We start from the raw sequence: 26,781 nt of genomic DNA, 5'->3' as shown, positions 1-26,781 counted from the left end.
GCCATTGGATCCGCGGGATCCGCAGTATCTGGCACGCCTCAGTCAAAACTGGGAATAATGTTGGCCTTGTCGATCATATCGATCGGCAACAGGAACTCATGGTCATCTACCTGCACCACGACATCCTGCTCTTCTACGCCGCGCAGAAGGCCCTGAAAGTTGCGTCGTCCTTCAAAAGGCGAGCGCAGCTTGATCTTCACTTGTTCACCGGCAAATTTTGCAAACTGCTCAAGAGTGAACAGAGGGCGTTCCATGCCAGGCGAGGAAACTTCAAGGGTGTACTCAACGGAGATTGGATCTTCAACATCCAGCACACCGCTGATCTGACGGCTGACGATGGCGCAATCGTCCACCAGCACGCCGCCTTCTTTATCGATATAAACGCGCAACATCGAGTGACGACCCTGAGCCGAAAACTCGATACCCCAGCATTCATAGCCTAGGGCCACGACCACCGGGGCCAGCAAGGCCTGCAACTCTTCTAGCTTGCTCGACACCTGAACCCCCTAGTGCATGTATGTGCATGCTATGCAAAATAAAAAAATGGGCGAAACGCCCATCCTTGAAACGCCGTCGAACAGCGGCGTTGAAAGTGTCCAGCTAACAAAAAGCCCCTTAAAAGGGGCTCCTTAAACTGGTTGCGGGGGCCGGATTTGAACCGACGACCTTCGGGTTATGAGCCCGACGAGCTACCAGACTGCTCCACCCCGCGACAAAGCTGGGGCGGAAGTATACGACCGATCCCCTACAGGGTCAATGTAACCTTCCACCTGCAAGAAAGCCCGCAACAGCGGGCTCTCCTGACTAATTGGTACCGAGAAGGGGACTCGAACCCCTACACCCTATGGGCACAACCACCTCAAGGTTGCGTGTCTACCAATTCCACCACCTCGGCAATACTACGTTTGAAACCCTTCTTACTTCTGCTCTTGAGCTGGAGGCACGTCAGTCGCTGGAGTAGCCGACTTTTGCTCTTGAAGCACCGGGACATCATCAGAAGCCGGTTGTTGCTTTGGAACTTCCAGTACCGCTGGGTTTGGGAGACCTACTTGAGTCAGCTGGTGAGCCTTCTCTTTAGCAAAGTAACCTAACCCCAAGCTGGTTATGAAAAAACCTGCGGCAAGTATAGCAGTAAACTTACTAAGAAAGGTAGAGGAACCTTGGCTTCCGAACACAGTATTTGAAGCACCTGCTCCGAAAGACGCGCCAGCATCCGCACCTTTACCCTGCTGCAGCAAAACCAGAGCTACTACGCCCAATGCACCCAGCAGATGAAAAACGACTACGACTGTTTCCAGCATTTTTTCAGTTTCCCGCGGCGCGACAGATCGCACCGAACTCATCTGCATTCAGGGAAGCCCCACCAATGAGACCCCCATCGATATCCGGCATGCCGAACAGTTCGACCGCATTGGCCGCCTTCACGCTGCCGCCGTATAGAAGCCGCACACCTTGTGCGACTTCAGAATTCTCTGCCGCCAACTGGGCGCGAATGGCTGCGTGCACATCCTGCGCCTGTTGCGGCGTTGCAGTCAGCCCCGTGCCAATGGCCCAGACCGGCTCGTAAGCGATCACTGCCTTGGCAAAGGCACCGACACCCAGCTCCTCAATGATACTGCCAAGCTGACGCGAGACAACCTCAAGAGTTTTTCCGGCTTCACGTTGCTCCAGGGTCTCCCCTATGCACAACACCGGAGTCAAGCCACATGCCTGTGCCGCTGCGAACTTGCGGATCAGCATTGCGTCCTGCTCCCCCAGAATCTGGCGGCGCTCGGAATGCCCGACAAGCACCAGGGAACAACCTGCATCCACCAACTGACTCGGTGCAACTTCACCGGTCAACGCACCTTGTCCGGATTCCACCGCAGAATTCTGCGCGCCGACCGAAATCGACTTTCCTTCCAGGCCTTCAATCACTTGATTGATATGCAGGAAAGGCGGGAATACCGCAACATCAACACTGCTCGGCAAGGCCAAGTCACGAAGGCCGTTGATCAGCTCTGCGACGCTGGCGCGGGTACCGTGCATCTTCCAGTTACCAGCTACCATAGGGCGACGCATGCTGTACCTCGTCGGTCAAAGTGGGCGCAGATGTTACCCAACACAATCATGGCTGGCAAGCCGAATTCAGGCAGAAACTTCAGTAACCAGTTTTGCCAGCTCTTCGGCATACCCACGAACCTGCGTTTCGTCTTCGCCTTCGACCATCACACGCACCAGCGGTTCGGTTCCGGACTTGCGCAACAGCACACGCCCGCGACCTGCCATGGCCTTGGTCACACGCTCGCTGGCCTCCTTGACCGACGGATGCTCGAGAGGGCTTGCGCCGCCGCCGAATCGCACATTGATCAGCACCTGAGGACACTTGCGCAGCGCCTGCCGCGATTGCGCCAGACCTTCGTCACGCCTGCCCAGAGCCATCAACACCTGCAGCGCCGCAATAATTGCATCGCCCGTGGTGGTGTGGCTGAAGCACACGATGTGCCCGGAGTTTTCACCACCCACGATCCAGTTGCGCTCCAGCAGCTCGGCAATGACATAGCGGTCACCGACATTGGCGCGCACCAATGGAATACCCAGATCCGCCAAGGCCAGCTCCAGCCCCAGGTTACTCATCAGGGTTCCGACCACGCCGCCCTGCAGCTTACCGCGCTCATGCAGGTCACGGGCAATGATGAACAGCAATTCGTCGCCGTCCACCACCGCTCCCGTGTGATCGACCATCTGAACGCGATCACCATCACCATCGAAGGCAATGCCCAGATCAGCCTTCTCGGCCACAACGGCAGCCTGCAGCGACCCCATATGGGTCGAACCGCAATTGTCGTTGATGTTCAATCCATTCGGCTGCGCCGACAATACGACGACTTCAGCGCCCAACTCGCGGAACACGCTCGGCGCCACTTTGTAGGTCGCACCATGGGCGCAGTCGATCACAATCTTGAGGCCGGTAAAGCTGGTACCGGTCGGCACACTGCTCTTGCAGAATTCGATATACCGACCCGACGCGTCATTGATTCGCGACACCTTGCCGATCTTGCTCGACTCAACCACAGTCATTGGGGTATCGAGCAGCTCTTCGATCATGTGCTCGACTTCATCCGGAAGCTTGGTGCCCTGGCCGGAGAAGAACTTGATGCCATTGTCATCATGCGGATTATGTGACGCACTGATGACGATGCCTGCCTCGGCATGGAAAGTGCGCGTCAGGTAGGCGATTGCCGGAGTCGGCATCGGCCCCAGCAGCATCACATCGGCACCTGCCGACGTCAGCCCCGCTTCAAGCGCCGACTCAAACATGTAGCCGGAGATTCGGGTGTCCTTGCCTACCAATACCTTGCAGGCGCCCATCTTGCGGAAAGCCATGCCTGCAGCCCAGCCGAGCTTGAGCATGAAATCAGGAGTAATCGGGTACTCACCGACACGCCCACGAATACCATCGGTGCCAAAATATTTTTTGCTCATAAGTGCTCCTTCATTCTTATTCGGCTGATTCCACTGCGGCGATCATCCGCACCACATCCACTGTTTCGGCTACATCATGGACGCGCAATATACGCGCACCTTTCGCCAAAGCCAGCGCCGCGAGCGCCAAACCACCATACAGCCGGTCTCCCACCGGACGATTCAATGCCTGACCAATCATGCTCTTACGCGAAACCCCGACCAACAGGGGCCGCCCCAAGACATGCAGGGCTTCCATATGTTTGAACAAACTCAGATTGTGCTGCAAGGTTTTGGCGAAGCCAAAGCCGGGATCAAGAATGATCCGCTCAGCTGGAATACCCGCCAATGAACACTGATGCATGCGCTCGGCGAGAAACTCGCCGACCTCCCGGGTGACATCCTGATACTGCGGATTGTCCTGCATATCGCCCGGCTCGCCCAGCATGTGCATCAGACAAACCGGCAGCCCGGTGGCAGCAGCAGCATCCAGGGCACCATCGCGTCGCAACGAACGCACATCGTTGATCAGGCCCGCACCCAGGCGCGCTGCTTCTCGCATGACGGCAGGCGTTGAGGTGTCGACCGAGATGATCACATCCAGCTCGCGATTGATGCGCTCGACGATGGGGGCTACGCGCTCCAGCTCTTCGAGTGGCGACACAACCCTGGCACCAGGGCGGGTGGACTCGCCACCGACGTCGATCAGCGTCGCGCCGGCAGCCACCATGGCTTCGGCGTGGCGCATGGCCGCGTCAAGCTGGCTGTATTGGCCACCATCGGAGAAAGAATCAGGGGTGACATTGAGAATACCCATGACATGCGTCTGGGCCAAATCAAGAACCCGGTTGCCGCAAGGCAACCGGGTCGAGGACTGAACAGAAGTCATTTAAAACCTTATACGTCAGCAGCAGGACCGCCGATCGGTGTTTCCGGACGCTCATCCTGCACCACCGGAGGGGTGCCGGAAGTACCCGTACCACCCGACCAGTCGCGCGGCTCGCGAGGCGTACGACCCGCCATGATGTCGTCGATCTGCTCGGCATCGATCGTTTCGTACTTCATCAAGGCATCGGCCATCGCATCGAGCTTGTCACGGTTGTCCGTGAGAATCTGCTTCGCCGTGCCATAGCACTGATCGATGATGCTGCGCACTTCGGAATCGATCAGCTTGGCTGTCTCACCAGAGAAGCTTGCACTCTGACCGCCACCGCCGCGACCGAGGAACACTTCACCCTCTTCTTCGGCGTACATCAACGGACCGAGCTTTTCCGAAAGACCCCACTTGGTCACCATGTTCCGCGCAATCTGGCTGGCGCGCATGATGTCGTTGGAGGCACCGGTGGTCACGCCATCGAAGCCCAGGGTCATTTCTTCAGCGATACGACCGCCGTACAGCGAGCAGATCTGGCTGATCAACGCACGCTTGGACAGGCTGTAACGATCTTCTTCCGGCAGGAACATGGTCACACCCAGCGCACGACCGCGCGGGATGATCGACACCTTGTACACCGGATCATGCTCAGGCACGACACGACCTACAATGGCGTGACCCGCTTCGTGATAAGCCGTGTTCTGCTTTTCTTTCTCGGACATGACCATGGATTTGCGCTCGGCGCCCATCATGATCTTGTCTTTCGCCAGTTCGAATTCTTTCATCTCGACGATGCGCTTGCCGGCACGGGCAGCGAACAACGATGCCTCGTTCACCAGGTTCGCCAGGTCAGCACCGGAGAAGCCTGGAGTACCACGAGCGATCACGGCCGGGGCAACGTCGTCGCCCATCGGCACTTTACGCATGTGAACCTTGAGAATCTGTTCGCGACCACGGATGTCCGGCAGACCAACTACAACCTGACGGTCGAAACGGCCCGGACGCAGCAGTGCAGGGTCCAGAACATCGGGACGGTTGGTCGCGGCAATCACGATGATGCCGTCATTCATCTCAAAGCCGTCCATCTCAACCAGCAATTGGTTGAGCGTCTGCTCGCGCTCGTCGTGACCACCACCCATGCCAGCACCACGATGGCGACCGACCGCATCGATTTCGTCGATGAAGATGATGCATGGAGCGTGTTTCTTGGCCTGCTCGAACATGTCGCGAACACGGCTGGCACCCACGCCGACGAACATTTCGACGAAGTCGGAGCCGGAAATGGTGAAGAACGGTACCTTGGCTTCGCCGGCGATGGCCTTGGCGATCAAGGTTTTACCGGTACCCGGAGGCCCCACCATCAGCACACCACGAGGAATGCGGCCACCGAGGCGCTGGAATTTGCCCGGATCGCGCAGGAACTCGACCAGTTCACCGACTTCTTCCTTGGCTTCGTCGCAACCGGCAACGTCAGCCAGGGTCGTCTTCACCTGATCTTCGGAGAGCAGGCGCGCCTTGCTTTTGCCGAAGCTCATCGGCCCGCCCTTGCCACCGGCACCGCCCTGCATCTGCCGCATGAAGAACATGAACACGGCGATGATCACCAGGATCGGGAAGCTGGCAACCAGAAGCTGAGTCCAGATGCTTTGCTGTTCAGGCTGCTTGCCTTCGACCACGACGTGGTTATCCACCAGGTCGCCGATCAGGCCATTGTCCTGGATCGCCGGGCGAATGGTCTTGAAGCTGTCGCCATCGTTGCGCTTGCCGGTAATCACGTAGCCATCAACCGCTACGCGCTCGACCTTGCCATCCTTGACCTGCTGGATGAAGTCGGAATAGTTGAGGGTCTGCGGCTCGTTAGGGCTGGAGAAGTTGTTCATCACCGTCACCAGGACAGCCGCGATGATCAACCACAGGATCAGATTCTTTGCCATATCGTTCAATTAACTACCCTCTGAAGCAAGCTCCGCTACTGGCGCGCGCTTCGCATGATATTCACCGGCCTAACTTACTACATTACCTACAACTTGGCAGGCGCCGTCTGTAACCCTTTGTGAAACACTTCCTACACAATATTCGCTAATTCTGACAAGGCGTAATACAAAAATCCTATCGCCTTGATCGAAAATTCACTCAACTCTCACTGCGTCCGCGGAAACCACGGCCCAGCAGGTACTGCTCGCGAGAACGGTCGCGCGACGAAGTCGGCTTGCGCATCTGCACCTTCTCGAACTGCTGGCGAACGCTCTTGTGGAACTCGTCGAAACCTTCGCCCTGGAAGATCTTGATCAAAAAATCACCACCGGGCTTGAGCACCCGAGTCGAGAGATCCAGTGCCAACTCGCACAGGAACATCGCTCGCGGCATGTCCACGGCTGGTAGTCCACTCATATTGGGGGCCATATCGGAAATCACAAGGTCTACTTCCTTATTTCCGACGGCATCGAGGATCTGGGCCAGCACGGCATCCTCGGTAAAGTCGCCCTGAATGAAGGTCACGTCCGGGATGCTGTCCATTTCCAGAATGTCAGAAGCGATCAATGTCCCCTGCCCACCAATCAGACGACTGGTCACCTGGGACCAGCCACCAGGGGCCGCTCCAAGGTCGATTACGCTCATGCCCGGGCGGATCAGACGGTCCTTTTCCTGGATCTCCAGCAGTTTGTAGCTGGCGCGGGAACGATACCCGTCTTTTTGTGCCATTTTGACGAATGGGTCGTTGAAATGTTCTTTCAGCCAGTTAAGGCTTGTCTTGGAACGGGCCACGGGCCACCTCGAAAATAAAACGGGTCGTGATTAACTGGGCGGTCCCGGACTCGCTCGGGTAAACTGGCCGCCGCTTTTTACAAGATCAGACGCAGGGGTCAGATTATGCCGCTCACTCAAGAGCAGAAGAAACAGTACAAATCCATTGGCCACCATCTGAAACCGGTTCTGATTGTGGCAGACAATGGTTTGACTGAAGGTGTGTTAGCCGAACTCGAACGCGCATTGGCGGATCACGAGCTGATCAAGATCAAGCTCAACATCCTCGATCGCGAATCGCGCCTGGCGTCCATTGCAGAGCTCTGCAAGGTCGGCAAAGCGGATCTGGTCCAGGTCATCGGCAAGATGGCACTGATCTACCGCAAGAACTTCAGCGTCAACAAGCAGCTGTCGAACGTCCATCGCTTCAAGTGATGGCAAGGGTCAAGGGTGTGCTTCGCGCACCCTGCCACTCCATCCCGGCATCGGCTGCAACACCAGCACCAGCCCGGTAAAGCCCAGAACAAGATAGCTGAACGCCTGCCAACGCACGGCATCCGGCCAGCCGAAACGCACCACGAAGTACATCGCGCACGCATACAGCGCCATCAACAGCAGTTGCCCGCGAATATCGCGCCATAGACTGACAAGGCCCTCGGCCTTAACCAGCACCAAAGCCTGCAATATCACACACGCCGTAGCGAATCCCACTACCAGCGTATTGAGCATGCCTGCGATTTCATCGATCAGCAGCGGTGCCAGGCCAATTCGTCCCAGCACCGGCAAAAGACCGACGTGCAACAACCACAAGCCGCCGACCCACAACATCTGGGTCAGCTGCCAAAGCATGACGCCCGCACGAAACGGGCGCCGGCCTTCAGACGTGGCGAACTTCGACAATCTCGTACTCGATAACGCCACCAGGCGTTTTGACTGCAACCACATCACCCTCTTCCTTGGCAATCAAGGCGCGGGCAATCGGCGAGCCGACAGAGATCTTGCCGAGCTTGATGTCAGCCTCATCCTCACCAACGATCTGGTAAGTCACGCTTTCATCGGTTTCGACGTTGGCGATTTCGACGGTTGTGCCGAAAATCACCTTGCCGCTGTGAGGAATGGTCGTCACATCGATGATCACCGCATTCTGCATGCGACCTTCGATATCACGGATCCGCGCCTCGACCATACCTTGCTGCTCACGGGCAGCGTGGTATTCGGCGTTTTCCTTCAAGTCACCCAACTCGCGGGCCGTACCGATGTCCTGGCTAAGCTTCGGACGAACGACCTTGGTCAGGTGAGTGTGCTCTTCTTCCAGGGCGCGAGCGCCCTGAACGGTCATTGGGTACTTCGTTATGCTCATGCCTTCAATCCTGCGTGTAGATCCTGCAAGCGGCGCACGGTCTTCTCGGGACCGAACTTCAGCGCTTCACAGATGGCTTCGCCAGCAGCAATGGTGGTGGTGCAGTAAATCTTGTGCTGCAGGGCATTACGACGAATGGAGTACGAATCAGCGATCGACTGACGACCTTCGGTGGTGTTGATGATCAGCGTGACTTCGTCATTCTTGATCATGTCGACCACGTGCGGACGACCCTCGGTCACCTTGTTCACACGGCGCACTTTCAGACCTGCAGCCTCGATCAGCTTGGCAGTACCGGCAGTGGCGACCACTTCGAAGCCCAAGTTGATCAGATCACGGGCCACGCCCGCAACCAGTGGCTTGTCGTCGTCACGTACGCTGATGAACGCAGTACCGCCGGTCGGCAACACTTCGCTGGCACCCATCTGGGCCTTGGCGAACGCTTCACCGAAGGTGTCGCCCACGCCCATCACTTCACCAGTCGACTTCATCTCCGGGCCGAGGATCGGGTCAACACCAGGGAATTTGGCGAACGGGAACACCGCCTCTTTCACGCTGTAGAAGTTCGGGATGATTTCCTTGGTGAAACCCAGCTCTTTCAGGGTTTTGCCGGCCATCACGCGCGCCGCGATCATCGCCAGGGAAACACCGATGCACTTGGACACGAACGGTACGGTACGGGAGGCGCGCGGGTTGACTTCGATGACGTAGATGTCCTCGCCTTGCAGCGCCAACTGTACGTTCATCAGGCCGACTACACCCAGCTCTAGGGCCATTTTCTTGACCTGTTCACGCATTTCGTCCTGGATGTGCGCCGGCAGCGAGTACGGCGGCAGCGAGCATGCGGAGTCACCGGAGTGAACACCAGCCTGCTCGATGTGCTGCATGATCGCGCCGATTACCACGTCCTTGCCGTCGCAGACCGCATCCACGTCCATTTCGATCGCGCAATTGAGGAAGTGGTCCAGCAGCACCGGGCTGTCGTTGGACACTTGAACCGCTTCACGCAGGTAGCGCTTGAGTTCTTCTTCTTCGTAAACGATTTCCATCGCACGACCGCCCAGTACATAGGACGGACGCACCACCAGCGGGTAACCGATCTTGGCGGCGGCACGAATCGCTTCGTCTTCGCTGCGCACGGTGGCGTTTGGCGGCTGACGCAGGTTCAGGCGCTGAACCATCTGCTGGAAGCGCTCACGGTCTTCCGCGCGGTCGATGGCGTCAGGGCTGGTACCGATGATCGGCACGCCGGCGGCTTCCAGGGCACGCGCCAGTTTCAGCGGGGTCTGGCCGCCGTACTGGACGATCACGCCTTTCGGCTTCTCGACGCGGACGATTTCCAGCACGTCTTCCAGGGTCACTGGTTCGAAGTACAGGCGATCGGAGGTGTCGTAGTCGGTGGATACGGTTTCCGGGTTGCAGTTGACCATGATGGTCTCGTACCCGTCATCGCGCAGGGCCAGTGCCGCGTGTACGCAGCAGTAGTCGAACTCGATGCCCTGGCCGATACGGTTCGGACCGCCACCCAGGATCATGATCTTGTCGCGACCCGATGGCGCCGCTTCACACTCTTCTTCGTACGTCGAGTACAGGTAAGCGGTGTCGGTGGCGAACTCAGCGGCGCAGGTGTCGACGCGCTTGTAGACCGGGAAGATTTCCAGCTTGTGACGATGAGCACGCAGGCTCTTCTCGGTCACGCCCAGCAGTTTGGCCAGGCGCATATCGGAGAAGCCTTTGCGCTTGAGGCGGAACATCAGATCGCGGTCGATGCTGGTCAGACCCAGGGTCTTGACCTTCTCTTCGTCCTTGATCAGGTCTTCCATCTGTACCAGGAACCAAGGATCGATCATGGTCATGCCGAAGATGTCTTCAACACTCATGCCGGCGCGCATGGCGTCCGCCACGTACCAGATACGCTCGGCGCCCGGCACGGTCAGCTCGCGCTTGAGCACGCTCATGCTTTCCGGGTTGGCCAGATCAACCTTCTCGTCCAGACCGCAAACACCGACTTCCAGGCCGCGCAGGGCTTTCTGCAGGGACTCCTGGAAGGTCCGGCCGATGGCCATGACTTCACCGACCGACTTCATCTGAGTGGTCAGGCGCGCGTCAGCCTTGGAGAACTTCTCGAAGGCAAAGCGTGGCAGCTTGGTGACGACGTAGTCGATGGACGGCTCGAAGGACGCCGGGGTCTTGCCGCCGGTGATGTCGTTCGACAGCTCGTCGAGGGTGTAACCCACGGCCAGCTTGGCCGCAACCTTGGCGATCGGGAAGCCGGTGGCTTTCGAAGCCAGGGCCGACGAACGGGATACACGCGGGTTCATCTCGATCACGACCATGCGGCCAGTGTTCGGGCAGATACCGAACTGAACGTTGGAGCCGCCGGTTTCCACGCCGATCTCGCGCAGTACCGCCAGGGAGGCGTTACGCAGGATCTGGTATTCCTTGTCAGTCAGGGTCTGTGCAGGTGCCACGGTGATCGAGTCACCGGTGTGCACGCCCATCGGGTCGAAGTTTTCGATGGAGCAGACGATGATGCAGTTGTCCTTCTTATCGCGGACAACCTCCATCTCGTACTCTTTCCAACCGATCAGCGATTCGTCGATCAGCAGCTCCTTGGTCGGCGACAGGTCCAGACCACGGGCGCAGATTTCTTCGAACTCTTCACGGTTGTAAGCGATACCGCCACCGGTGCCGCCCATGGTGAAGGACGGACGGATGATGCACGGGAAGCCGAGCTTCTCGAGGACCGCATTGGCCTCTTCCATGCTGTGGGCGATACCGGAACGCGGGCACGCCAGGCCGATGGACTTCATCGCCTTGTCGAAACGCGAACGGTCTTCAGCCTTGTCGATGGTGTCGGCGTTGGCACCGATCATCTCTACGCCGAACTTCTCCAGAACGCCTTCGCGCTCCAGGTCCAGGGCGCAGTTCAGAGCAGTCTGGCCGCCCATGGTCGGCAGCAGCGCGTCCGGACGCTCTTTTTCGATGATCTTGGCAACGGTCTGCCACTTGATCGGCTCGATGTAGGTGGCGTCGGCCATGGCCGGGTCGGTCATGATGGTGGCCGGGTTGGAGTTCACCAGGATGACGCGGTAGCCCTCCTCGCGCAGGGCTTTACAGGCCTGGGCGCCGGAGTAGTCGAATTCGCAGGCCTGGCCGATCACGATCGGGCCAGCGCCGAGAATCAGGATGCTTTTAATGTCTGTACGTTTTGGCATGGGTTTGTCACTCAAATCCGCAGGTCAGTCGGCAAGCCGTCTTGTTCAATCTGAAGCCTTGAGGGGGCCGCCGGTATCGGGACCACCCTCAAGCCTTGCTACATCAGGGCGAGCGATCAGCGTCGCTTGGCCATCTCGGTGATGAAGCGATCGAACAATGGCGCTACGTCGTTCGGGCCAGGGCTGGCTTCCGGGTGACCCTGGAAGCTGAAGGCGCTCTTGTCGGTACGCTCGATACCTTGCAGGGTGCCGTCGAACAGCGATTTGTGGATCGCGCGAACGTTGGCCGGCAGGGTCGCTTCGTCTACGGCAAAACCGTGGTTCTGGCTGGTGATCATCACCACACCGCTGTCCAGGTCCTGGACGGGGTGGTTGGCACCGTGGTGGCCATGACCCATTTTCAGGGTCTTGGCGCCGGAGGCCAGGGCCAGCAGTTGGTGGCCGAGGCAGATACCGAAGACCGGAATTTCGGTTTCCAGCACGTCCTTGATCGCCTGGATCGCGTAGTCGCAAGGCTCCGGGTCACCTGGGCCGTTGGACAGGAATACGCCGTCCGGCTTCAGCGCCAGCACATCGGCAGCAGGCGTTTGCGCAGGCACGACGGTCACGCGGCAACCGCGCTCGACCAGCATGCGCAGGATGTTCACCTTGACGCCGTAGTCGTAGGCAACCACGTGGTACGGCAACTCGGAAGCTTCGATGGTCGCGTGGCTGTCGGTTTTCAGATCCCAGACAGTCGAGCGCCACTCGTAGCTTTCCTTGGTACTGACGACTTTCGCCAGGTCCATGCCCTTGAGGCCAGGGAAAGCCTGGGCGGCGGCAATGGCGGCGGCTTCGGAAATGTTGTCACCGGCCATGATGCAGCCGTTCTGCGCGCCTTTTTCACGCAGGATGCGCGTCAGGCGGCGGGTGTCGATACCGGCGATGGCCACAACATTGTTGGCCTTCAGGTAGTCGGACAGGGACATCGTGTTACGCCAGTTGCTCGCCACCAGTGGCAGGTCACGGATGACCAGGCCGGCAGACCAGACGCGGTTGGATTCGGCGTCTTCCGGCGTGGTGCCGGTGTTGCCGATGTGCGGGTAAGTCAGGGTAACAATCTGTTGGGCGTAGGAAGGATCGGTAAGGATTTCCTGATAGCCGGTCATTGCGGTGTTGAACACCACCTCACCAACGGTTTGACCGTCGGCTCCAATGGCTTCGCCGCGAAAAATGCTGCCATCAGCAAGGGCGAGTATGGCTGGCTTAGTCAAGAAGACCTCCCGTAAATAAAGCCTGAAAGGGCGATCGCAGGTTGTAAAAAAGCGGAGTGACGTATGGACACGTCACCCCGCTTCTTCACTGAATTATTCTGCGCGCTTTTAGTGGACACACTAAAGCTGTAGCTTACAGAAAAAGGCCTTTTTGGTCTACCGCCAATGAGCCTTAAAGGCTGGAGAATGCGACAGGACGTCGCTTGGCGGAACAAAACCGGGCTCAAACGCTGTGCGCGAGCCCGATTTCGGGTGCATCTTAACGCAGATCGAGCACGTCTTGCATGTCGTAAAGGCCAGGCTCGCGCCCGTCCAGCCACAATGCAGCACGCACCGCACCCTTGGCGAACGTCATGCGACTGGATGCCTTGTGGGTGATCTCGACACGCTCGCCGTCGGCGGCGAACAGCACGGTGTGATCACCGACGATGTCGCCAGCGCGCACAGTGGCGAAACCAATGGTCTCGCGATCACGAGCGCCGGTCTGGCCCTCACGACCATACACCGCCACCTTTTTCAGATCGCGACCCAACGCATCGGCAATCACCTCTCCCATGCGCACGGCAGTGCCGGACGGCGCATCGACTTTATGCCGATGGTGAGCTTCGGTGATTTCGATATCGACATCGTCGCCCAATACGCGAGCGGCCGTGTCGAGCAACTTCAGGCACAGGTTGACCCCGACACTGAAGTTGGCCGCGAAGACAATCGGAATGTCCTTGCCCGCTTCCGCCAGCAGCTGCTTTTCTTCAACGCTGAAACCGGTGGTACCGATGATCATGGCCTTGCCGTGTTTACGGCAGAAAGCCAGGTTCTTCAGGGTCACCGTCGGGTGCGTGAAGTCGATCAGCACGTCGAACTCGTCGACCACCCGATCCAGATCACCGGACAGAGGCACGCCGATACGACCCAGCGCAGCCAACTCACCGGCATCCGCGCCGACCAACGTGCTGTCGGGACGATCCACCGCCGCCGTCAGACCGGCGCCCGGGGTTTGCTGCACGGCTTCAATCAGGGTCTTGCCCATGCGCCCGGCGGCGCCCATCACTGCAATACGTCGCATGCCTGTCTCCTTACAAATCGCCGAAGAAGCGCTTCACGCCTTCGAACCAACCGGTAGTTTTTGGTGAATGGCTGTTGTCATCCGCCAGCGAACTACGGAATTCCTCGAGCATTTCACGCTGGCGACGGCTCAGGTTGACCGGAGTCTCGACCGCCACGCGGCACATCAAGTCGCCAGCACCACCGCCACGCACTGGCGCGACACCCTTGCCACGCACTCGGAACTGCTTGCCGGTCTGGGTCCCCTCAGGGATCTTCAGCTTGACCCGGCCATCAAGGGTCGGAATCTCCAGTTCGCCACCCAGCGCCGCATCGACGAAGCTGATCGGCACTTCGCAGAACAGGTGCTTGCCATCGCGCTGGAAAATCGAGTGCTCGCGCACATTGATCACCACGTACAGGTCGCCAGTCGGGCCACCCTGGGCACCCGCCTCGCCTTCGCCGGACAGACGAATGCGATCACCGGTATCGACACCGGCCGGCACCTTCACCGACAGGGTCTTGTACTCTTCGACACGACCTTCGCCGTGGCAGGAATCGCACGGATCGGAAATGATCTTGCCTTGGCCATGGCAGCGCGGGCAGGTCTGCTGCACCGAGAAGAAACCTTGCTGCATGCGCACCTGGCCGATACCGCCGCAAGTCGGGCAGGTCACCGGCGCAGAACCTTTCTTGGCGCCGGAGCCGTCGCAAGGCTTGCAGTTGACCAGCGTCGGAACGCGGATATTCACGGTCGTACCGCGCACCGCCTCTTCGAGATCCAGCTCCAGGGTGTAGCGCAAGTCACTGCCGCGCTGAGCACCGCCACGGGAACCGCCGCGACCGCCACCGAAGAAGTCACTGAAGACATCACCAAAGATGTCGGAGAAGTTCTGACCGCCGAAACCGGCACCGCCGCCACCCATGCTCGGGTCGACACCGGCATGGCCGTACTGGTCGTACGCCGCGCGCTTGCTGGAATCGGACAGCACTTCGTAGGCCTCGTTGGCCTCCTTGAACATCTCTTCCGACGCCTTGTCATCGGGATTACGGTCCGGGTGGTGCTTCATCGCCAGGCGACGGTAAGCCTTCTTCAGGTCCGCTTCGCTTGAGCCACGCTCAACACCCAACACTTCGTAATAGTCACGCTTTGCCATAAGTCTTTGCACTCTTGAGGACGTCCGACAAAACCCTCCTGAGTTTGCCGAACTCGTTGAGCCCCAATACAGGCCCGGACCCAACTCACGTCAATTCAACGATCCTGGTCTTTGATTCTTGCGGTACTTGCGGCACGAAAAGCAGGAGCATTTCCGGCCATACCACCAGCACGTGAACGCTGTCGCATGCTGTAAAAATTCGCGTATTCCAGATACGCCAACGCGGGAGCAAGCTCCCGCGCGGCGACATCCTACCAGTCACCGCCTAAAGGCAGTCAACCGGCCGACCAACAACTTACTTGTGGTCTTTGACTTCTTCGAACTCGGCGTCGACAACGTCGTCAGCCTTTTCCGCCTTGTCGTCGTGCGGTGCCGCGCCTTCAGCAGGCTGAGCCTGTTCGGCGTACATCTTCTGCGCCACTGGAGCGGAGACTTTCGACAGCTCTTCAACCTTGGCGTCGATAGCAGCCTTGTCGTCGCCTTTAACGGCGGCTTCCAGGGCAACTACGGCAGCTTCGATTGCAGTCTTCTCTTCAGCGGTCACTTTATCGCCGGCGTCGGAGACCATTTTGCGAGTCGAGTGAACCAGTGCATCACCCTGGTTACGGGCAGCGGCCAGCTCTTCGAACTTGCGATCTTCCTCGGCGTTAGCCTCGGCATCACGCACCATGCGCTCGATTTCTTCGTCGGACAGACCGGAGTTGGCCTTGATCACGATCGACTGAGTCTTGCCGGTAGCCTTGTCCTTCGCACCTACGTGCAGGATGCCGTTGGCGTCGATGTCGAAGGTCACTTCGATCTGCGGCACGCCACGTGGAGCTGGTGGAATGTCGGCCAGGTCGAACTTGCCCAGGGACTTGTTCTGTGCGGCTTGCTTACGCTCGCCTTGCAGCACGTGAATGGTCACGGCGCCCTGGTTGTCGTCGGCAGTCGAGAACACTTGCGATTTCTTGGTAGGAATCGTGGTGTTTTTCTCGATCAGCGCGGTCATCACGCCACCCATGGTTTCGATACCCAGGGTCAGCGGGCTGACGTCGAGCAGCAGAACGTCCTTCACGTCACCGGCCAGTACCGCACCCTGGATGGCAGCACCCATGGCAACCGCTTCGTCCGGGTTGACGTCTTTACGAGCTTCTTTACCGAAGAACTCGGTTACCAGCTTCTGAACCAGTGGCATACGGGTCTGACCGCCCACCAGGATCACGTCGTTGATCGCGCCAACGTCGATACCGGCATCTTTCATTGCGATGCGGCAAGGTTCGATGGTGCGCTGAACCAGGTCTTCCACCAGCGCTTCGAGCTTGGCGCGGGAGATCTTCACGTTCAGGTGCTTAGGACCGGTGGCGTCTGCAGTGATGTACGGCAGGTTCACGTCGGTCGACTGGCTCGAGGACAGTTCGATCTTGGCTTTTTCAGCAGCTTCTTTCAGGCGCTGCATGGCCAGCGGGTCGCCCTTGAGGTTCATGCCGCTTTCTTTCTTGAATTCGTCGACGAGGTAGTCGATCAGACGAATGTCAAAGTCTTCACCGCCCAGGAACGTGTCACCGTTGGTGGCCAGTACTTCGAACTGGTGCTCGCCATCGACTTCAGCGATCTCGATCACGGAAACGTCGAAAGTACCGCCGCCCAGGTCGTAAACGATCACGGTGTGATCGCCCTTGGCCTTGTCCATGCCGTAAGCCAGAGCAGCTGCGGTTGGTTCGTTGATGATACGTTTTACGTCCAGACCAGCGATGCGGCCGGCGTCTTTGGTCGCCTGGCGCTGGCTGTCGTTGAAGTAGGCCGGAACGGTGATCACCGCTTCAGTCACGGTCTCGCCGAGATAGTCTTCGGCAGTCTTCTTCATCTTCTTCAGGATTTCAGCCGAGATTTGTGGCGGCGCCATTTTCTGGCCGTTCACTTCAACCCAGGCGTCGCTGTTGTCAGCCTTGACGATCTTGTAAGGGACCATCTGAATGTCTTTCTGCACGACTTCTTCGTCGAAACGACGACCAATCAGACGCTTCACCGCATACAGGGTGTTGTGCGGATTGGTCACGGCCTGACGCTTGGCCGACTGGCCAACCAGGATTTCGCCATCGTTGGCGTAAGCGATGATCGACGGCGTGGTACGCGCGCCTTCAGCGTTTTCAATAACTTTTGCCTTGCCGTTTTCCAGCACGGAGACGCAGGAGTTGGTAGTCCCCAGGTCGATACCGATAATTTTGCCCATGTTCACTCTCCCGAAACTTTGATTTGGTTGCCGCAGCAGTGGTGGCTAACTGCGGTAGCACTTAAACGCTTGACTTATAAATGGGGGCCTTGCGGCGGATTTCAAGCCTGCTCGTCAATCGAAGGCGAAACCGGCGCAGGCGCCTTGCTGACCACGACCATCGCCGGGCGCAACAGGCGACCATTGAGCTGATAGCCCTTCTGGAACACCTTCAGAACGCTGTTCGGCTCGACATCTGCGCTTTCCTGCATGGCCATTGCCTGATGCTGAACGGCGTTGAACGGTTCGCCATGCGGATCGATCGCTTCAAGCTGATAACGCTTGAGAGTGTCGTGGAACATTTTCAGGGTCAGCTCGATGCCTTCGCGCATCGGACGGATGCTTTCGTCGTCCGGGCTGGACAGTTCCAGGCCACGCTCCAGGCTGTCGACGATCGGCAGCAGGTCGCCGGCGAATTTTTCCAGTGCGAACTTGTGAGCCTTCTCCACATCCTGCTCGGCGCGACGGCGGACGTTCTGCAGATCGGCGGCTACACGCAAAGCCTGATCCTGAGCGCCTGCCAGTTGCTCTTCGAGCACTTGTACACGAGCCGCCAGGTCATCACCCGAAGCCTCGGGCGCCTGGTTGGCGTCTGGGTTTTGCGTATCCACTGTCTGTTCGTCAGCCATAGATTTCTCCTTTCAATTTCGTCCGCGAGCTCAACTCGCGCGTCTGCCCAGCTATATGGGGCCGCAAAATCCGGCTTCAAGGGGGGCCGACGATTAACCCTACAAAAAACAACTGCTTTGTCATTCCCGGTCGCGATAAGGCTTTCGTCGGTCCGAGCGAATCGAGCTAACGAGGGGCATTGTCAGCCCGAAACAAAACACTGTATAAATAACCAGACCTAACACCTGGGAGCGGCCCATATGCTGGTGCACCTGTCCGTACACAACTACGCCATCGTTGAACATCTCGATCTCGAACTCGATCGCGGGATGAGCGTGATCACCGGAGAAACCGGCGCGGGCAAGTCGATCATGCTCGACGCGCTGGGCCTTACCCTGGGTGATCGCGCCGACAGCGGCGTGGTCCGCCCCGGCGCCGACAAGGCCGATATCCTGGCCACCTTCGATCTGGTCGACATTCCGGAAGCCAGCGCCTGGCTGGCCGAACGCGACCTCGAAAACGACGGCCCGTGCATCCTGCGCCGGGTCATCACATCCGAAGGACGCTCGCGTGGCTACATCAACGGCACGCCCTGCCCGCTTGGCGACCTCAAGGCGCTGGGCGAGCTGTTGATCGACATTCACAGCCAGCACGAACACCAATCGCTGCTCAAGACCGATACCCACCGTCGCCTGCTCGATGAATATGCCGGCGCGACGGATCTTGCCCGCCAGGTTCAACTCGCCGCCCAACGCTGGCGCCAGACCCGCCAGGAACTGGAGCGACTCTCCAACTCCGGCGACGAGCAACGCGCCCGCCACCAGTTGCTCAGCTATCAACTCGAAGAGCTGGAAAACCTCGGCCTTGGCGACAACGAGCTGGAGCAGTTGGAACAGGAACACAAGAACCTGACCAACGCCGAAACACTGCTGGGAATCTGCCGGCAAGTCGTCGAGCAATGCAGTGAAAGTGATTCCGGAAATGTCCTCAACGCCCTCACCGCCAGTCTCAACCGCCTGTCGAGCGTGAACAGCTCGATCGGGGCTCTGGGCGAAGCCAGCAGCTTGTTGACCAGTGCACAGATTCAGGTTGAAGAGGCCGTAGGTGAACTGAACCGCTTCCTCGACAATTTCGACGCCGACCCGTCGCGCCTTCAATACCTAGAAGAGCGCCTCGACGCGATCTACACCCTGGCACGCAAACACCGCATCCAGCCAACCGAAGTTGCCGAGATGCAACAGAAACTGCTGGATGAAATCGAAACCCTGAACGCCAACGACGAATCCATCGAGCGACTGAGCGATGAGCTGTCGTCCTATGCTCGGCACTATCAGGAAAGGGCCCGGGAACTGAGCGACCTGAGGCACCAGGCGTCGAATAGCCTGGCCAGCGCCGTGGAGCAGGAAATCCAGCGACTGGGCATGCCTGGCGGGCGCTTTACCATTGAATTGCGCCCCAACAGCAGCGATGAGCTTCTGCCCAATGGCCTGGAACAGGTAGAACTGCTGGTCAGCGCCAACCCTGGCCAGCCGCTGAAGGCCCTGGCAAAAGTGGCATCCGGCGGCGAGCTGTCGCGGATCAGCCTGGCGATCCAGGTAATCACCGCACAGACTTCCCGCGTTCCGACCCTGGTATTCGACGAAGTCGACGTCGGCATTGGCGGCCCGACCGCAGAAATCGTCGGCCAGTTGCTACGCAGGCTTGGCGAGCGCGGGCAGGTACTGACCGTGACCCACTTGCCGCAAGTGGCAGCGCAAGGTCATCAGCATCTATTCGTGCACAAGGTGCGCGGCGAGGATGCCACCCGTACAGCCGTTTCCAGATTGAGCAAAAACGACCGCGTCGAAGAAGTCGCACGGATGCTGGGCGGCATCGACCTCACCAAGGAATCCCTGGCGCATGCCAAAAAAATGGTGGTGGCCGCAAAAGCCTGAATAAAGGCAGAAAGCACGAAGGCGACCCTGGGGTCGCCTTCGTTCGTTTCGCAAACTGAATGTTCGCGCGACATGCTTACTTTTTCTTGCGCACGTACAGCACCAGATTGTGATCAACCATCTCGAAGCCATACTTGTCGACGATTGCTTTCTGAAGCCGCTCGATTTCTTCGTCGAAGAATTCGATCACTTCGCTGGTTTCGACGTTGACCATATGGTCGTGATGCTTTCCGTCGTCCAGTTCGAAGACCGCATGGCCTCCGTCGAAGTTGTGCCGCACCACAAGGCCAGCTGCCTCGAACTGGGTCAGAACACGGTAAACCGTGGCCAGACCGACGTCCTCACCAGCCTCCATAAGGGCCTTGTAGACATCCTCGGCACTCATGTGGCGCTGCTCGGCGGAATCGAGCATTTGCAGAATTTTGACCCGTGGCAGGGTCACTTTGAGGCCGGCTTTGCGTAGTTCGCTATTTTCAACCATGGTCAGCTTTCTCGCGATGCTGCTTCGCAGCTTCTCTTAATGCGGGTATGATCGGCGTTTACGTTGTCCCAGCCAAGATAGTGGAAGTCGCCCACCGATGCAAAACACCAAGCTCTTGCTAACCAGTTTCACCTTTGTGGGACTGCTCGCACTCGCCGGTTGTTCATTCCCCGGGGTTTACAAAATCGACATCCAGCAGGGCAATGTCGTCACGCAGGACATGATAGACCAGTTACGCCCGGGAATGACCCGTAAGCAAGTACGGTTTATCATGGGCAACCCTCTGCTGACTGACACGTTCCATGCCGATCGCTGGGATTATCTGTACAGCCTGCAACCGGGTGGCGGTGAACGCCAACAGGAACGCATTAGCGTTATCTTCAACCCAAATGATCAGCTTGTCAGCCTCTCCGGCGATTTCATGCCAGGCGTGAGCCGTGACGAAGCCATTCTCAGCAAGGACAGCGGCACTACAGTGGCTGCCCCGGCAGAAAACGTCGAGAAGCCAAAACCGGAAAAACCGGTCAAGCCAGGTTCGTTGCTGGATCAGATCCAGAAGGACGTCGACGGCGTAGAAACCGTTCCGGTCCCGACGCCGGAACCACTGGACACCTCGCCGCAATAATTTGCAACGCAATAAAAAGCCCGGCATGCCCGGGCTTTTTTATTGTCTGGCGTTCAAGCCACTCACTGATTCCGCGCTTTGGCCTCGGCAGCTTTCGCCGCGCGCAGTCGGCGCACCTCTTTCGGATCGGCCAGCAACGGGCGGTAAATCTCGATTCGATCCCCGGCCTGGACTACCCGACTCCCCGGGTCAGCGACCACCTTGCCGAAGATCCCCACAGGGCAATGGGTCAGATCCAGCTCCGGAAACTCTTCAGCCACGGCCGACCTGAGCAAGGCCGCCCGCACGGTCGTTCCGACAGGTACGGCCACTGTCAGCAGCACCTGACGGTCTACGGCCGCGTAGACCACCTCGACTTCAATCATGACCTCAACCATGTATCTGCTTGGCGCGCTGGCAGAACGCATCCACCAAAGTGTTGGCCGCCTGATTGAACAGCGGCCCCAAGGTGGCGCGAACCAGCGGCCCGGCATAATCGAACGACAGATCGAGGCTGATCTTGCAGGCTTTGTCGGTCAGCGCCTTGAATACCCAGATGCCATGCAATTGGGTGAAAGGGCCCTCTTCGAGATTCATTTCGATCGACTGCCCCGGAATCAACGTGTTGCGCGTCACGAAATGCTGACTGAGGCCACCCTTCGCCACGCCGACACTCGCCCGCATATGCTCAGGTGAGCTCTCCAGGACTTCGGCGGACGAGCACCACGGCAGAAACTCCGGATAGCGCGCCACGTCGTTGACCAGGTCATACAGCGCTTGCGCCGGGTACGGCAGCAAGGCCGAACGTGAAATGTGTGTCGTCATGTCAGCGTCACTTCCACAGCTGGGCGGCAAACACTACGAGAATGCCGATGGGCGCCACATAGCGCATCAAGAACAAGGACAGGCCAAACAGCGCAGGGTTACGGATCGACAACTCGTCGCGCACCGCCTCACGCCCCATGATCCAACCCGCAAACACCACGAAACACAAACCGCCAAGCGGCAGCATGAGTCGCGAGGTGAAGAAATCGATCACGCCAAAGAAGTCGAGGCCACCGGTCGCTCCCCATTGGTAGAGGTGGAACATCCCGCCTTCGTTCACGAAGAACTTGGCCTCCTTCCAGATATTGAAGGAGAACACCGTACCCAGGCCGACAAACCAGCAGCTGAACGCCAGCCAGAAGGTGACCCAGGCACGACTCACTTTAGTGCGCTCGACCAGGTAGGCCACCATCGGTTCCAGCAGGGAAATCGCCGAACTCCAGGCAGCGACCGCCACCAGCACGAAGAACACAACACCCATCAATTGCCCGAACGCTACGTTACCGAAGGCAAACGGCAGGCTGACGAACATCAGCCCCGGCCCTTCGCTCGGATTCAGGCCCGCCGCGAAAACAATCGGAAACAACGCCAGGCCGGCCACCAGGGAAACGAAGGTGTCGAGCAGCGCCACGCCGACAACCGTCCCTGAAATCGATGAGTTCTTCGGCATGTACGCACCGTAGATCATGATCGAGCCAACGCCCACGCTAAGGGAAAAGAACGCATGCCCCATCGCGGGCAACAAGCCGTCCATGACCTTTTCCGGGTGGAAGTCGAACATGAAATGCACGCCCTCCATGAAATGCCCGGTGGTCATGCTGTAGCCCAGCAGTACGAGGATCATCACGAACAACAACGGCATCATGATGCGCAAACTGCGCTCAAGCCCGGCAACCACGCCCTTGGCGATCACCACCGCTGACAACAGCATGAAAATCGTGTGCCACAGTGTCAGGCGCCAGGGATCGGCGATCACATTGCCGAAGTAAGCTCCCACCTGATCAGGCGTCGCACCCTGGAAGTCGCCACGCCCCATGTCGAGGATGTAGTCCAGCGACCAGCCGCCAACCACACTGTAGAACGACAGGATCAGCAACGCAGTGATCATCCCGGCAAACGCGCCCCAGGACCATTTGGCCGAGTGCCCCGCCTCGACCGCCAGCATCTTCAAGGCATTGGCCGGACTCTGTCGGGCACGCCGGCCGATGAGGGTTTCCGCCAGCATGACCGGCACGCCGATCAATGCGATACAGGCCAGGAACATCAGCACGAAGGCGCCGCCGCCATAGACGCCGACCATGTACGGGAATTTCCAGATACTACCCAGCCCCACGGCCGAACCGGTCGCGGCGAGTATGAAGACCCAGCGGCTAGCCCAACTGCCGTGGACAGAAACCTTGTCTGTCGACATCGTTATCACGCCCAAGCGTTCAAAAAAGAGGCCGCATTGTCCGGGATTCAATCAACCTGCTCAAGCACGTAGCAACACCGTAGCCGACTCGCGTGCAACTCCCTATAATGCCGCCCCTATGGCTAAACAGAAGAAACACCCAACAGGGACCATCGCGCAAAACAAAAAGGCGCGACACGATTACTTCATCGAACATCGTTTCGAGGCTGGTCTGGTCCTGGCCGGCTGGGAAGTAAAAAGTCTGCGGGCAAGCAAACTGCAGCTGGTTGACAGCTACGTACTGCTCAAGGATGGCGAAGCCTGGCTGCTCGGCAGCCACATTACGCCCCTGACGACCGCCAGTACCCACGTCATTGCCGATCCGGTGCGCACCCGTAAATTGCTGCTCAACCGGCGCGAGCTGGAAAAGCTGGCCGCGGCCGTGCAGCAAAAGGGTTACGCCTGCGTATGCCTGTCCTGGTACTGGAGCAAGCACATGGTCAAGTGCGAGATCGCTCTGGGCAAGGGCAAGAAGGAATACGACAAGCGCGATACCGAGCGCGAACGCGACGCCGGTCGTGAGTTGCAGCGTGCGGTGCGCAACAAGGGCAAGGAAGACTGACTCTTTTGCCTTGAGGTCCCTTCGCGGGCAAGCCCGCTCCCACAGGGTTTCGGTGTACCTGTGGGAACGGGCTTGCCCGCGAAAGCAATCTCACAAACGATATGGAACCGACTGGCTACATCCCCTTGCGCCGTTCCGCCCGGGCCACGCGCTGCACTTCCTGACGCACCTCCTCCAGTACCTCCTGCACATACAGAATGTGCCGACTGGAAACTTCCCGTGCCTGCTCCGCACGCCCTTCGATAATCGCCTGATACAACTCCCGATGCTGCGTGATCAGCATGTCGCGGGTTTCAGTGCGCTGCTTGTACATGCCACCAATGTTGGTCACCACGTTGCGCTTGAGCAGGTCGAACAGCCCGCGAATGGTGTGTAGCAACACAGCATTGTGGCTGGCCTCGGCGATCGCCAGGTGAAACCTTGCGTCCGCCGCCCCCTCTTCGGCACGACTCACCTCTTCGTGACGCGAATAGCAGTCCTGTAATTCGTTGAATGCCGCGGTCAGTCGCTCGCGATCCACATCGGTGGCACGCAACGCGGCGTAGTAGGCGCAAGACGCTTCCAGCGTATGCCGAAACTCCAGCAGATCGCGCTGTGCCTCGGGGTTGCTTTCCAGCAGCTGCAACAAGGGATCACTGAAGGTGCTACCCAGCGACTCCACCACATAGTTGCCGCCGCCCTGGCGACTGACCAGCAGGCCTTTGGCGGTCAGCTTCTGAATGGCTTCGCGCAACGAAGGGCGTGACACGCCAAATTGTTCGGCCAACGCACGTTCGGCCGGCAAGCGCTCACCCGCTTTCAGCGTGCCCTCGAGGATCATGCCCTCAAGCTGCTCGACAATATCGTCAGACAAACGGCGCTGACGAATCTGATCAAACCCCATAACTCGATTACTCCACGATCCGACGGCTCGCCGGGGCTCTATTCTGGCCTATCGGCGCTGCGCCAGCACCTGCCACAACGCATTTGGTCTTACCAGGCAGGCGACCTGCGGACTTTGCATTCGACAAAAGTTTTAGGGCGGCAAATTGACACACCGCCTACAAGGCTTTTACCCTAGCCAACAGCGATTGTAAATTGGTCTTACCAATTATCCAAGAACGCTGATCAGTGCCTGACCAACAACAATTAGGGGCCACCCCATATGCAAACCTGGCAACAGCTCTATACCCCGCTTGGCAGCCTCGGCTTGTCCGCACTCGCCGCCGTCATCCCCATCGTATTTTTCTTCCTGGCTTTGGCCGTGTTCCGCCTCAAAGGACATGTGGCCGGCAGCATCACCCTGGCCTTGTCGATCCTGGTGGCGATCTTCGCCTTCCAGATGCCGGTCGATATGGCGTTCGCCGCCGCCGGGTATGGCTTCGCCTATGGCCTGTGGCCGATCGCCTGGATCATCGTGGCAGCGGTGTTCCTCTACAAACTGACGGTCAAGAGCGGGCAGTTTGAAGTCATCCGCAGTTCGGTTCTGTCGATCACCGATGACCAGCGCCTGCAGGTTCTGCTGATCGGTTTCTGCTTCGGCGCCTTCCTCGAAGGTGCAGCCGGTTTTGGCGCACCCGTGGCGATTACCGCTGCGCTGCTGGTAGGTCTTGGCTTCAACCCGCTGTACGCCGCCGGCCTGTGCCTGATCGCCAACACCGCGCCGGTGGCCTTCGGCGCCCTGGGCATTCCGATCATCGTTGCCGGGCAAGTGACCGGTATCGACGCGTTCAAGATCGGCGCCATGACCGGCCGCCAACTGCCGCTGCTGTCGCTGTTCGTGCCGTTCTGGCTGGTGTTCATGATGGACGGCCTGCGCGGCGTACGGGAAACGTGGCCGGCAGCGCTGGTGGCCGGCTTGAGCTTTGCCGTCACCCAGTACTTCACCTCGAACTTCATCGGCCCGGAACTGCCGGACATCACCTCGGCCCTGGCCAGCCTGATTTCCCTGACCCTGTTCCTGAAAGTCTGGCAACCAAAACGCGCCGCCGGCCAACACATCGTCGGCGCTGTCTCGGCCTCCGTGGTGAGCGCCAGCGTCGGTGGTTTCGGCCAGAAGCGCACCACCGTGGCTTCGCCCTACAGCCTTGGGGAAATCTTCAAGGCATGGTCGCCGTTCCTGATCCTGACCGTACTGGTCACCATCTGGACCCTGAAGCCGTTCAAGGCGATGTTCGCCGCCGGCGGTTCGATGTACAGCTTCGTATTCAACTTCGCCATCCCGCACCTGGACCAGATGGTGATCAAGGTCGCACCGATCGTAGTCGCGCCAACCGCCCTTCCGGCAGTGTTCAAACTGGACCCGATTTCCGCCACCGGCACGGCGATTTTCTTCTCGGCGCTGATCTCCATGCTGGTGCTGAAGATCAATATCAAAACTGGTCTGACCACTTTTAAAGAGACCTTCTACGAACTGCGCTGGCCGATCCTGTCCATCGGCATGGTGCTGGCGTTTGCCTTCGTCACCAACTACTCGGGCATGTCTTCGACCATGGCCCTGGTGTTGGCAGGCACCGGTGCAGCGTTCCCGTTCTTCTCGCCGTTCCTCGGCTGGCTGGGCGTGTTCCTCACCGGTTCCGATACCTCGTCCAACGCGCTGTTCAGTTCGCTGCAAGCGACCACTGCGCATCAGATCGGTGTCAACGACACCTTGCTGGTGGCGGCGAACACCAGTGGTGGCGTGACCGGCAAGATGATCTCGCCCCAATCGATCGCCGTGGCTTGTGCCGCGACCGGCCTGGTGGGCAAAGAATCGGATCTGTTCCGCTTCACCCTCAAGCACAGCCTATTCTTTGCAACGATTGTCGGCTTGATCACGTTGGCCCAGGCCTACTGGTTCACCGGCATGCTGGTGCACTAAGGGCTACAAGCAACACGATAAAAACCGACGCCGGGCCACGCCCCCGGCGTCCGCTATTCACACCCCGGTCTGTAAGGCTGCTGAAAGCTACCCGCTCTATATTCAGCAGCCTCAACAGACGAATAACCGGGACC

General features: G+C 58.8%; 25 protein-coding genes and 2 tRNA genes. 5 read left to right on the top strand and 22 right to left on the bottom strand.

The genetic code is table 11. The annotated features are described in order from the left end of the window. Nucleotides 1-38: 38 nt before the first annotated feature. The 9 genes from rimP to rlmE form a co-directional block, all read right to left on the bottom strand. On the bottom strand, nucleotides 39-497 hold the full coding sequence (rimP, locus tag KW840_RS07740) for a ribosome maturation factor RimP (RefSeq protein WP_007915250.1): 459 nt from the start codon (nucleotides 495-497) through the stop codon (nucleotides 39-41). 138 nt (nucleotides 498-635) lie between these two features. Next, a tRNA-Met gene (locus tag KW840_RS07735) sits at nucleotides 636-712 on the bottom strand. Between the two features lie 97 nt (nucleotides 713-809). Further along, nucleotides 810-895 (bottom strand) — tRNA-Leu (locus KW840_RS07730). A 22-nt stretch (nucleotides 896-917) separates the two neighbouring features. Then, nucleotides 918-1,301, bottom strand: a complete 384-nt coding sequence (gene secG / locus KW840_RS07725) for a preprotein translocase subunit SecG (protein ID WP_017336473.1) — start codon at nucleotides 1,299-1,301, stop codon at nucleotides 918-920. Nucleotides 1,302-1,305: 4 nt separating this feature from the next. Then, on the bottom strand, nucleotides 1,306-2,061 hold the full coding sequence (gene tpiA, locus KW840_RS07720) for a triose-phosphate isomerase (protein WP_218494887.1): 756 nt from the start codon (nucleotides 2,059-2,061) through the stop codon (nucleotides 1,306-1,308). A gap of 66 nt (nucleotides 2,062-2,127) precedes the next feature. Continuing rightward, the gene (glmM, locus tag KW840_RS07715) at nucleotides 2,128-3,465 is read right to left on the bottom strand and encodes a phosphoglucosamine mutase (protein ID WP_057716476.1); all 1,338 of its coding nucleotides are present in this window, start codon (nucleotides 3,463-3,465) and stop codon (nucleotides 2,128-2,130) included. Nucleotides 3,466-3,481: 16 nt separating this feature from the next. After that, entirely contained in the window at nucleotides 3,482-4,333 is an 852-nt protein-coding gene (gene folP, locus KW840_RS07710; RefSeq protein WP_218494886.1) for a dihydropteroate synthase, read from the bottom strand. A gap of 8 nt (nucleotides 4,334-4,341) precedes the next feature. Continuing rightward, complete coding sequence (ftsH, locus tag KW840_RS07705; protein WP_057716478.1) at nucleotides 4,342-6,252, bottom strand: ATP-dependent zinc metalloprotease FtsH; 1,911 nt, start codon at nucleotides 6,250-6,252, stop codon at nucleotides 4,342-4,344. Between the two features lie 199 nt (nucleotides 6,253-6,451). Further along, the gene (gene rlmE, locus KW840_RS07700; RefSeq protein WP_057716479.1) at nucleotides 6,452-7,084 is read right to left on the bottom strand and encodes a 23S rRNA (uridine(2552)-2'-O)-methyltransferase RlmE; all 633 of its coding nucleotides are present in this window, start codon (nucleotides 7,082-7,084) and stop codon (nucleotides 6,452-6,454) included. A gap of 105 nt (nucleotides 7,085-7,189) precedes the next feature. Between rlmE and KW840_RS07695 the strand changes: the two genes are divergently transcribed. Beyond that, nucleotides 7,190-7,498, top strand: coding sequence for a YhbY family RNA-binding protein (locus tag KW840_RS07695; protein ID WP_007942889.1), 309 nt, complete (start codon nucleotides 7,190-7,192; stop codon nucleotides 7,496-7,498). 9 nt (nucleotides 7,499-7,507) lie between these two features. Here the strand turns inward: KW840_RS07695 and KW840_RS07690 are convergent, their stop codons facing one another. The 8 genes from KW840_RS07690 to grpE all read right to left on the bottom strand — a co-directional run bounded on the left by KW840_RS07690 (nucleotide 7,508) and on the right by grpE (nucleotide 17,972). Then, nucleotides 7,508-7,912 (bottom strand): MFS transporter, encoded by a 405-nt coding sequence (locus tag KW840_RS07690; protein WP_090457736.1) that lies wholly within the window; start codon nucleotides 7,910-7,912, stop codon nucleotides 7,508-7,510. 28 nt (nucleotides 7,913-7,940) lie between these two features. Continuing rightward, complete coding sequence (gene greA, locus KW840_RS07685) at nucleotides 7,941-8,417, bottom strand: transcription elongation factor GreA (protein WP_057716674.1); 477 nt, start codon at nucleotides 8,415-8,417, stop codon at nucleotides 7,941-7,943. Between the two features lie 2 nt (nucleotides 8,418-8,419). Next, on the bottom strand, nucleotides 8,420-11,641 hold the full coding sequence (gene carB / locus KW840_RS07680) for a carbamoyl-phosphate synthase large subunit (RefSeq protein WP_007988688.1): 3,222 nt from the start codon (nucleotides 11,639-11,641) through the stop codon (nucleotides 8,420-8,422). Between the two features lie 116 nt (nucleotides 11,642-11,757). Next, on the bottom strand, nucleotides 11,758-12,894 hold the full coding sequence (carA, locus tag KW840_RS07675; RefSeq protein ID WP_218494885.1) for a glutamine-hydrolyzing carbamoyl-phosphate synthase small subunit: 1,137 nt from the start codon (nucleotides 12,892-12,894) through the stop codon (nucleotides 11,758-11,760). A gap of 259 nt (nucleotides 12,895-13,153) precedes the next feature. Continuing rightward, complete coding sequence (gene dapB, locus KW840_RS07670) at nucleotides 13,154-13,957, bottom strand: 4-hydroxy-tetrahydrodipicolinate reductase (protein WP_057716481.1); 804 nt, start codon at nucleotides 13,955-13,957, stop codon at nucleotides 13,154-13,156. 10 nt (nucleotides 13,958-13,967) lie between these two features. Next, nucleotides 13,968-15,092 (bottom strand): molecular chaperone DnaJ, encoded by a 1,125-nt coding sequence (gene dnaJ / locus KW840_RS07665; RefSeq protein WP_057716482.1) that lies wholly within the window; start codon nucleotides 15,090-15,092, stop codon nucleotides 13,968-13,970. A gap of 295 nt (nucleotides 15,093-15,387) precedes the next feature. Further along, a complete protein-coding gene (gene dnaK, locus KW840_RS07660) occupies nucleotides 15,388-17,340 on the bottom strand; it encodes a molecular chaperone DnaK (RefSeq protein WP_224795452.1) in 1,953 nt (650 codons plus the stop codon). A 65-nt stretch (nucleotides 17,341-17,405) separates the two neighbouring features. Next, nucleotides 17,406-17,972, bottom strand: a complete 567-nt coding sequence (grpE, locus tag KW840_RS07655; protein WP_015093431.1) for a nucleotide exchange factor GrpE — start codon at nucleotides 17,970-17,972, stop codon at nucleotides 17,406-17,408. Nucleotides 17,973-18,212: 240 nt separating this feature from the next. Between grpE and recN the strand changes: the two genes are divergently transcribed. Then, on the top strand, nucleotides 18,213-19,886 hold the full coding sequence (gene recN / locus KW840_RS07650) for a DNA repair protein RecN (RefSeq protein WP_218494882.1): 1,674 nt from the start codon (nucleotides 18,213-18,215) through the stop codon (nucleotides 19,884-19,886). Between the two features lie 76 nt (nucleotides 19,887-19,962). Here the strand turns inward: recN and fur are convergent, their stop codons facing one another. After that, complete coding sequence (fur, locus tag KW840_RS07645) at nucleotides 19,963-20,367, bottom strand: ferric iron uptake transcriptional regulator (protein ID WP_003197684.1); 405 nt, start codon at nucleotides 20,365-20,367, stop codon at nucleotides 19,963-19,965. A gap of 97 nt (nucleotides 20,368-20,464) precedes the next feature. Here fur and KW840_RS07640 point away from each other — a divergent pair, with 97 nt between their 5' ends. After that, on the top strand, nucleotides 20,465-20,992 hold the full coding sequence (locus tag KW840_RS07640; RefSeq protein ID WP_218494881.1) for an outer membrane protein assembly factor BamE: 528 nt from the start codon (nucleotides 20,465-20,467) through the stop codon (nucleotides 20,990-20,992). 62 nt (nucleotides 20,993-21,054) lie between these two features. Here KW840_RS07640 and KW840_RS07635 read toward each other — a convergent pair whose 3' ends face one another. The 3 genes from KW840_RS07635 to KW840_RS07625 are packed head-to-tail and all read right to left on the bottom strand — an operon-like array spanning nucleotide 21,055 to nucleotide 23,207. Beyond that, nucleotides 21,055-21,369, bottom strand: coding sequence for an RnfH family protein (locus tag KW840_RS07635; protein ID WP_057716486.1), 315 nt, complete (start codon nucleotides 21,367-21,369; stop codon nucleotides 21,055-21,057). Next, the gene (locus KW840_RS07630) at nucleotides 21,362-21,796 is read right to left on the bottom strand and encodes a type II toxin-antitoxin system RatA family toxin (protein WP_057716487.1); all 435 of its coding nucleotides are present in this window, start codon (nucleotides 21,794-21,796) and stop codon (nucleotides 21,362-21,364) included. Before KW840_RS07630 ends, KW840_RS07635 begins: the two co-directional genes overlap by 8 nt. A 7-nt stretch (nucleotides 21,797-21,803) precedes the next feature. Beyond that, nucleotides 21,804-23,207, bottom strand: coding sequence for a sodium-dependent transporter (locus tag KW840_RS07625; protein ID WP_218494880.1), 1,404 nt, complete (start codon nucleotides 23,205-23,207; stop codon nucleotides 21,804-21,806). Between the two features lie 118 nt (nucleotides 23,208-23,325). Here KW840_RS07625 and smpB point away from each other — a divergent pair, with 118 nt between their 5' ends. Further along, the gene (gene smpB / locus KW840_RS07620) at nucleotides 23,326-23,808 is read left to right on the top strand and encodes an SsrA-binding protein SmpB (protein WP_008057382.1); all 483 of its coding nucleotides are present in this window, start codon (nucleotides 23,326-23,328) and stop codon (nucleotides 23,806-23,808) included. A gap of 115 nt (nucleotides 23,809-23,923) precedes the next feature. Here smpB and KW840_RS07615 read toward each other — a convergent pair whose 3' ends face one another. After that, entirely contained in the window at nucleotides 23,924-24,691 is a 768-nt protein-coding gene (locus KW840_RS07615; protein ID WP_218494878.1) for a GntR family transcriptional regulator, read from the bottom strand. A 261-nt stretch (nucleotides 24,692-24,952) separates the two neighbouring features. Here KW840_RS07615 and KW840_RS07610 point away from each other — a divergent pair, with 261 nt between their 5' ends. Beyond that, a complete protein-coding gene (locus KW840_RS07610) occupies nucleotides 24,953-26,647 on the top strand; it encodes a lactate permease LctP family transporter (RefSeq protein ID WP_057716490.1) in 1,695 nt (564 codons plus the stop codon). The last annotated feature ends 134 nt before the right edge of the window (nucleotides 26,648-26,781 follow it).

Source organism: Pseudomonas sp. PDM30 (assembly GCF_019218985.1).
Lineage (GTDB): Bacteria > Pseudomonadota > Gammaproteobacteria > Pseudomonadales > Pseudomonadaceae > Aquipseudomonas > Aquipseudomonas jessenii.
The sequence above is the reverse complement of the archived record's forward strand: the minus strand, read 5'-3'. Positions and strand labels throughout refer to the sequence as shown.

Excerpts from the sequence above, each read along its gene's own strand:
- secG (WP_017336473.1), bottom strand. The coding sequence starts at position 1,301 with ATGCTGGAAACAGTCGTAGTCGTTTTTCATCTGCTGGGTGCATTGGGC.
- tpiA (WP_218494887.1), bottom strand. The coding sequence starts at position 2,061 with ATGCGTCGCCCTATGGTAGCTGGTAACTGGAAGATGCACGGTACCCGC.
- glmM (WP_057716476.1), bottom strand. The coding sequence starts at position 3,465 with ATGAGCAAAAAATATTTTGGCACCGATGGTATTCGTGGGCGTGTCGGT.
- folP (WP_218494886.1), bottom strand. The coding sequence starts at position 4,333 with ATGACTTCTGTTCAGTCCTCGACCCGGTTGCCTTGCGGCAACCGGGTT.
- ftsH (WP_057716478.1), bottom strand. The coding sequence starts at position 6,252 with ATGGCAAAGAATCTGATCCTGTGGTTGATCATCGCGGCTGTCCTGGTG.
- KW840_RS07695 (WP_007942889.1), top strand. The coding sequence starts at position 7,190 with ATGCCGCTCACTCAAGAGCAGAAGAAACAGTACAAATCCATTGGCCAC.
- KW840_RS07690 (WP_090457736.1), bottom strand. The coding sequence starts at position 7,912 with ATGCTTTGGCAGCTGACCCAGATGTTGTGGGTCGGCGGCTTGTGGTTG.
- carB (WP_007988688.1), bottom strand. The coding sequence starts at position 11,641 with ATGCCAAAACGTACAGACATTAAAAGCATCCTGATTCTCGGCGCTGGC.
- dapB (WP_057716481.1), bottom strand. The coding sequence starts at position 13,957 with ATGCGACGTATTGCAGTGATGGGCGCCGCCGGGCGCATGGGCAAGACC.
- dnaJ (WP_057716482.1), bottom strand. The coding sequence starts at position 15,092 with ATGGCAAAGCGTGACTATTACGAAGTGTTGGGTGTTGAGCGTGGCTCA.
- grpE (WP_015093431.1), bottom strand. The coding sequence starts at position 17,972 with ATGGCTGACGAACAGACAGTGGATACGCAAAACCCAGACGCCAACCAG.
- recN (WP_218494882.1), top strand. The coding sequence starts at position 18,213 with ATGCTGGTGCACCTGTCCGTACACAACTACGCCATCGTTGAACATCTC.
- fur (WP_003197684.1), bottom strand. The coding sequence starts at position 20,367 with ATGGTTGAAAATAGCGAACTACGCAAAGCCGGCCTCAAAGTGACCCTG.
- KW840_RS07640 (WP_218494881.1), top strand. The coding sequence starts at position 20,465 with ATGCAAAACACCAAGCTCTTGCTAACCAGTTTCACCTTTGTGGGACTG.
- KW840_RS07635 (WP_057716486.1), bottom strand. The coding sequence starts at position 21,369 with ATGGTTGAGGTCATGATTGAAGTCGAGGTGGTCTACGCGGCCGTAGAC.
- KW840_RS07630 (WP_057716487.1), bottom strand. The coding sequence starts at position 21,796 with ATGACGACACACATTTCACGTTCGGCCTTGCTGCCGTACCCGGCGCAA.
- KW840_RS07625 (WP_218494880.1), bottom strand. The coding sequence starts at position 23,207 with ATGTCGACAGACAAGGTTTCTGTCCACGGCAGTTGGGCTAGCCGCTGG.
- smpB (WP_008057382.1), top strand. The coding sequence starts at position 23,326 with ATGGCTAAACAGAAGAAACACCCAACAGGGACCATCGCGCAAAACAAA.
- KW840_RS07615 (WP_218494878.1), bottom strand. The coding sequence starts at position 24,691 with ATGGGGTTTGATCAGATTCGTCAGCGCCGTTTGTCTGACGATATTGTC.
- KW840_RS07610 (WP_057716490.1), top strand. The coding sequence starts at position 24,953 with ATGCAAACCTGGCAACAGCTCTATACCCCGCTTGGCAGCCTCGGCTTG.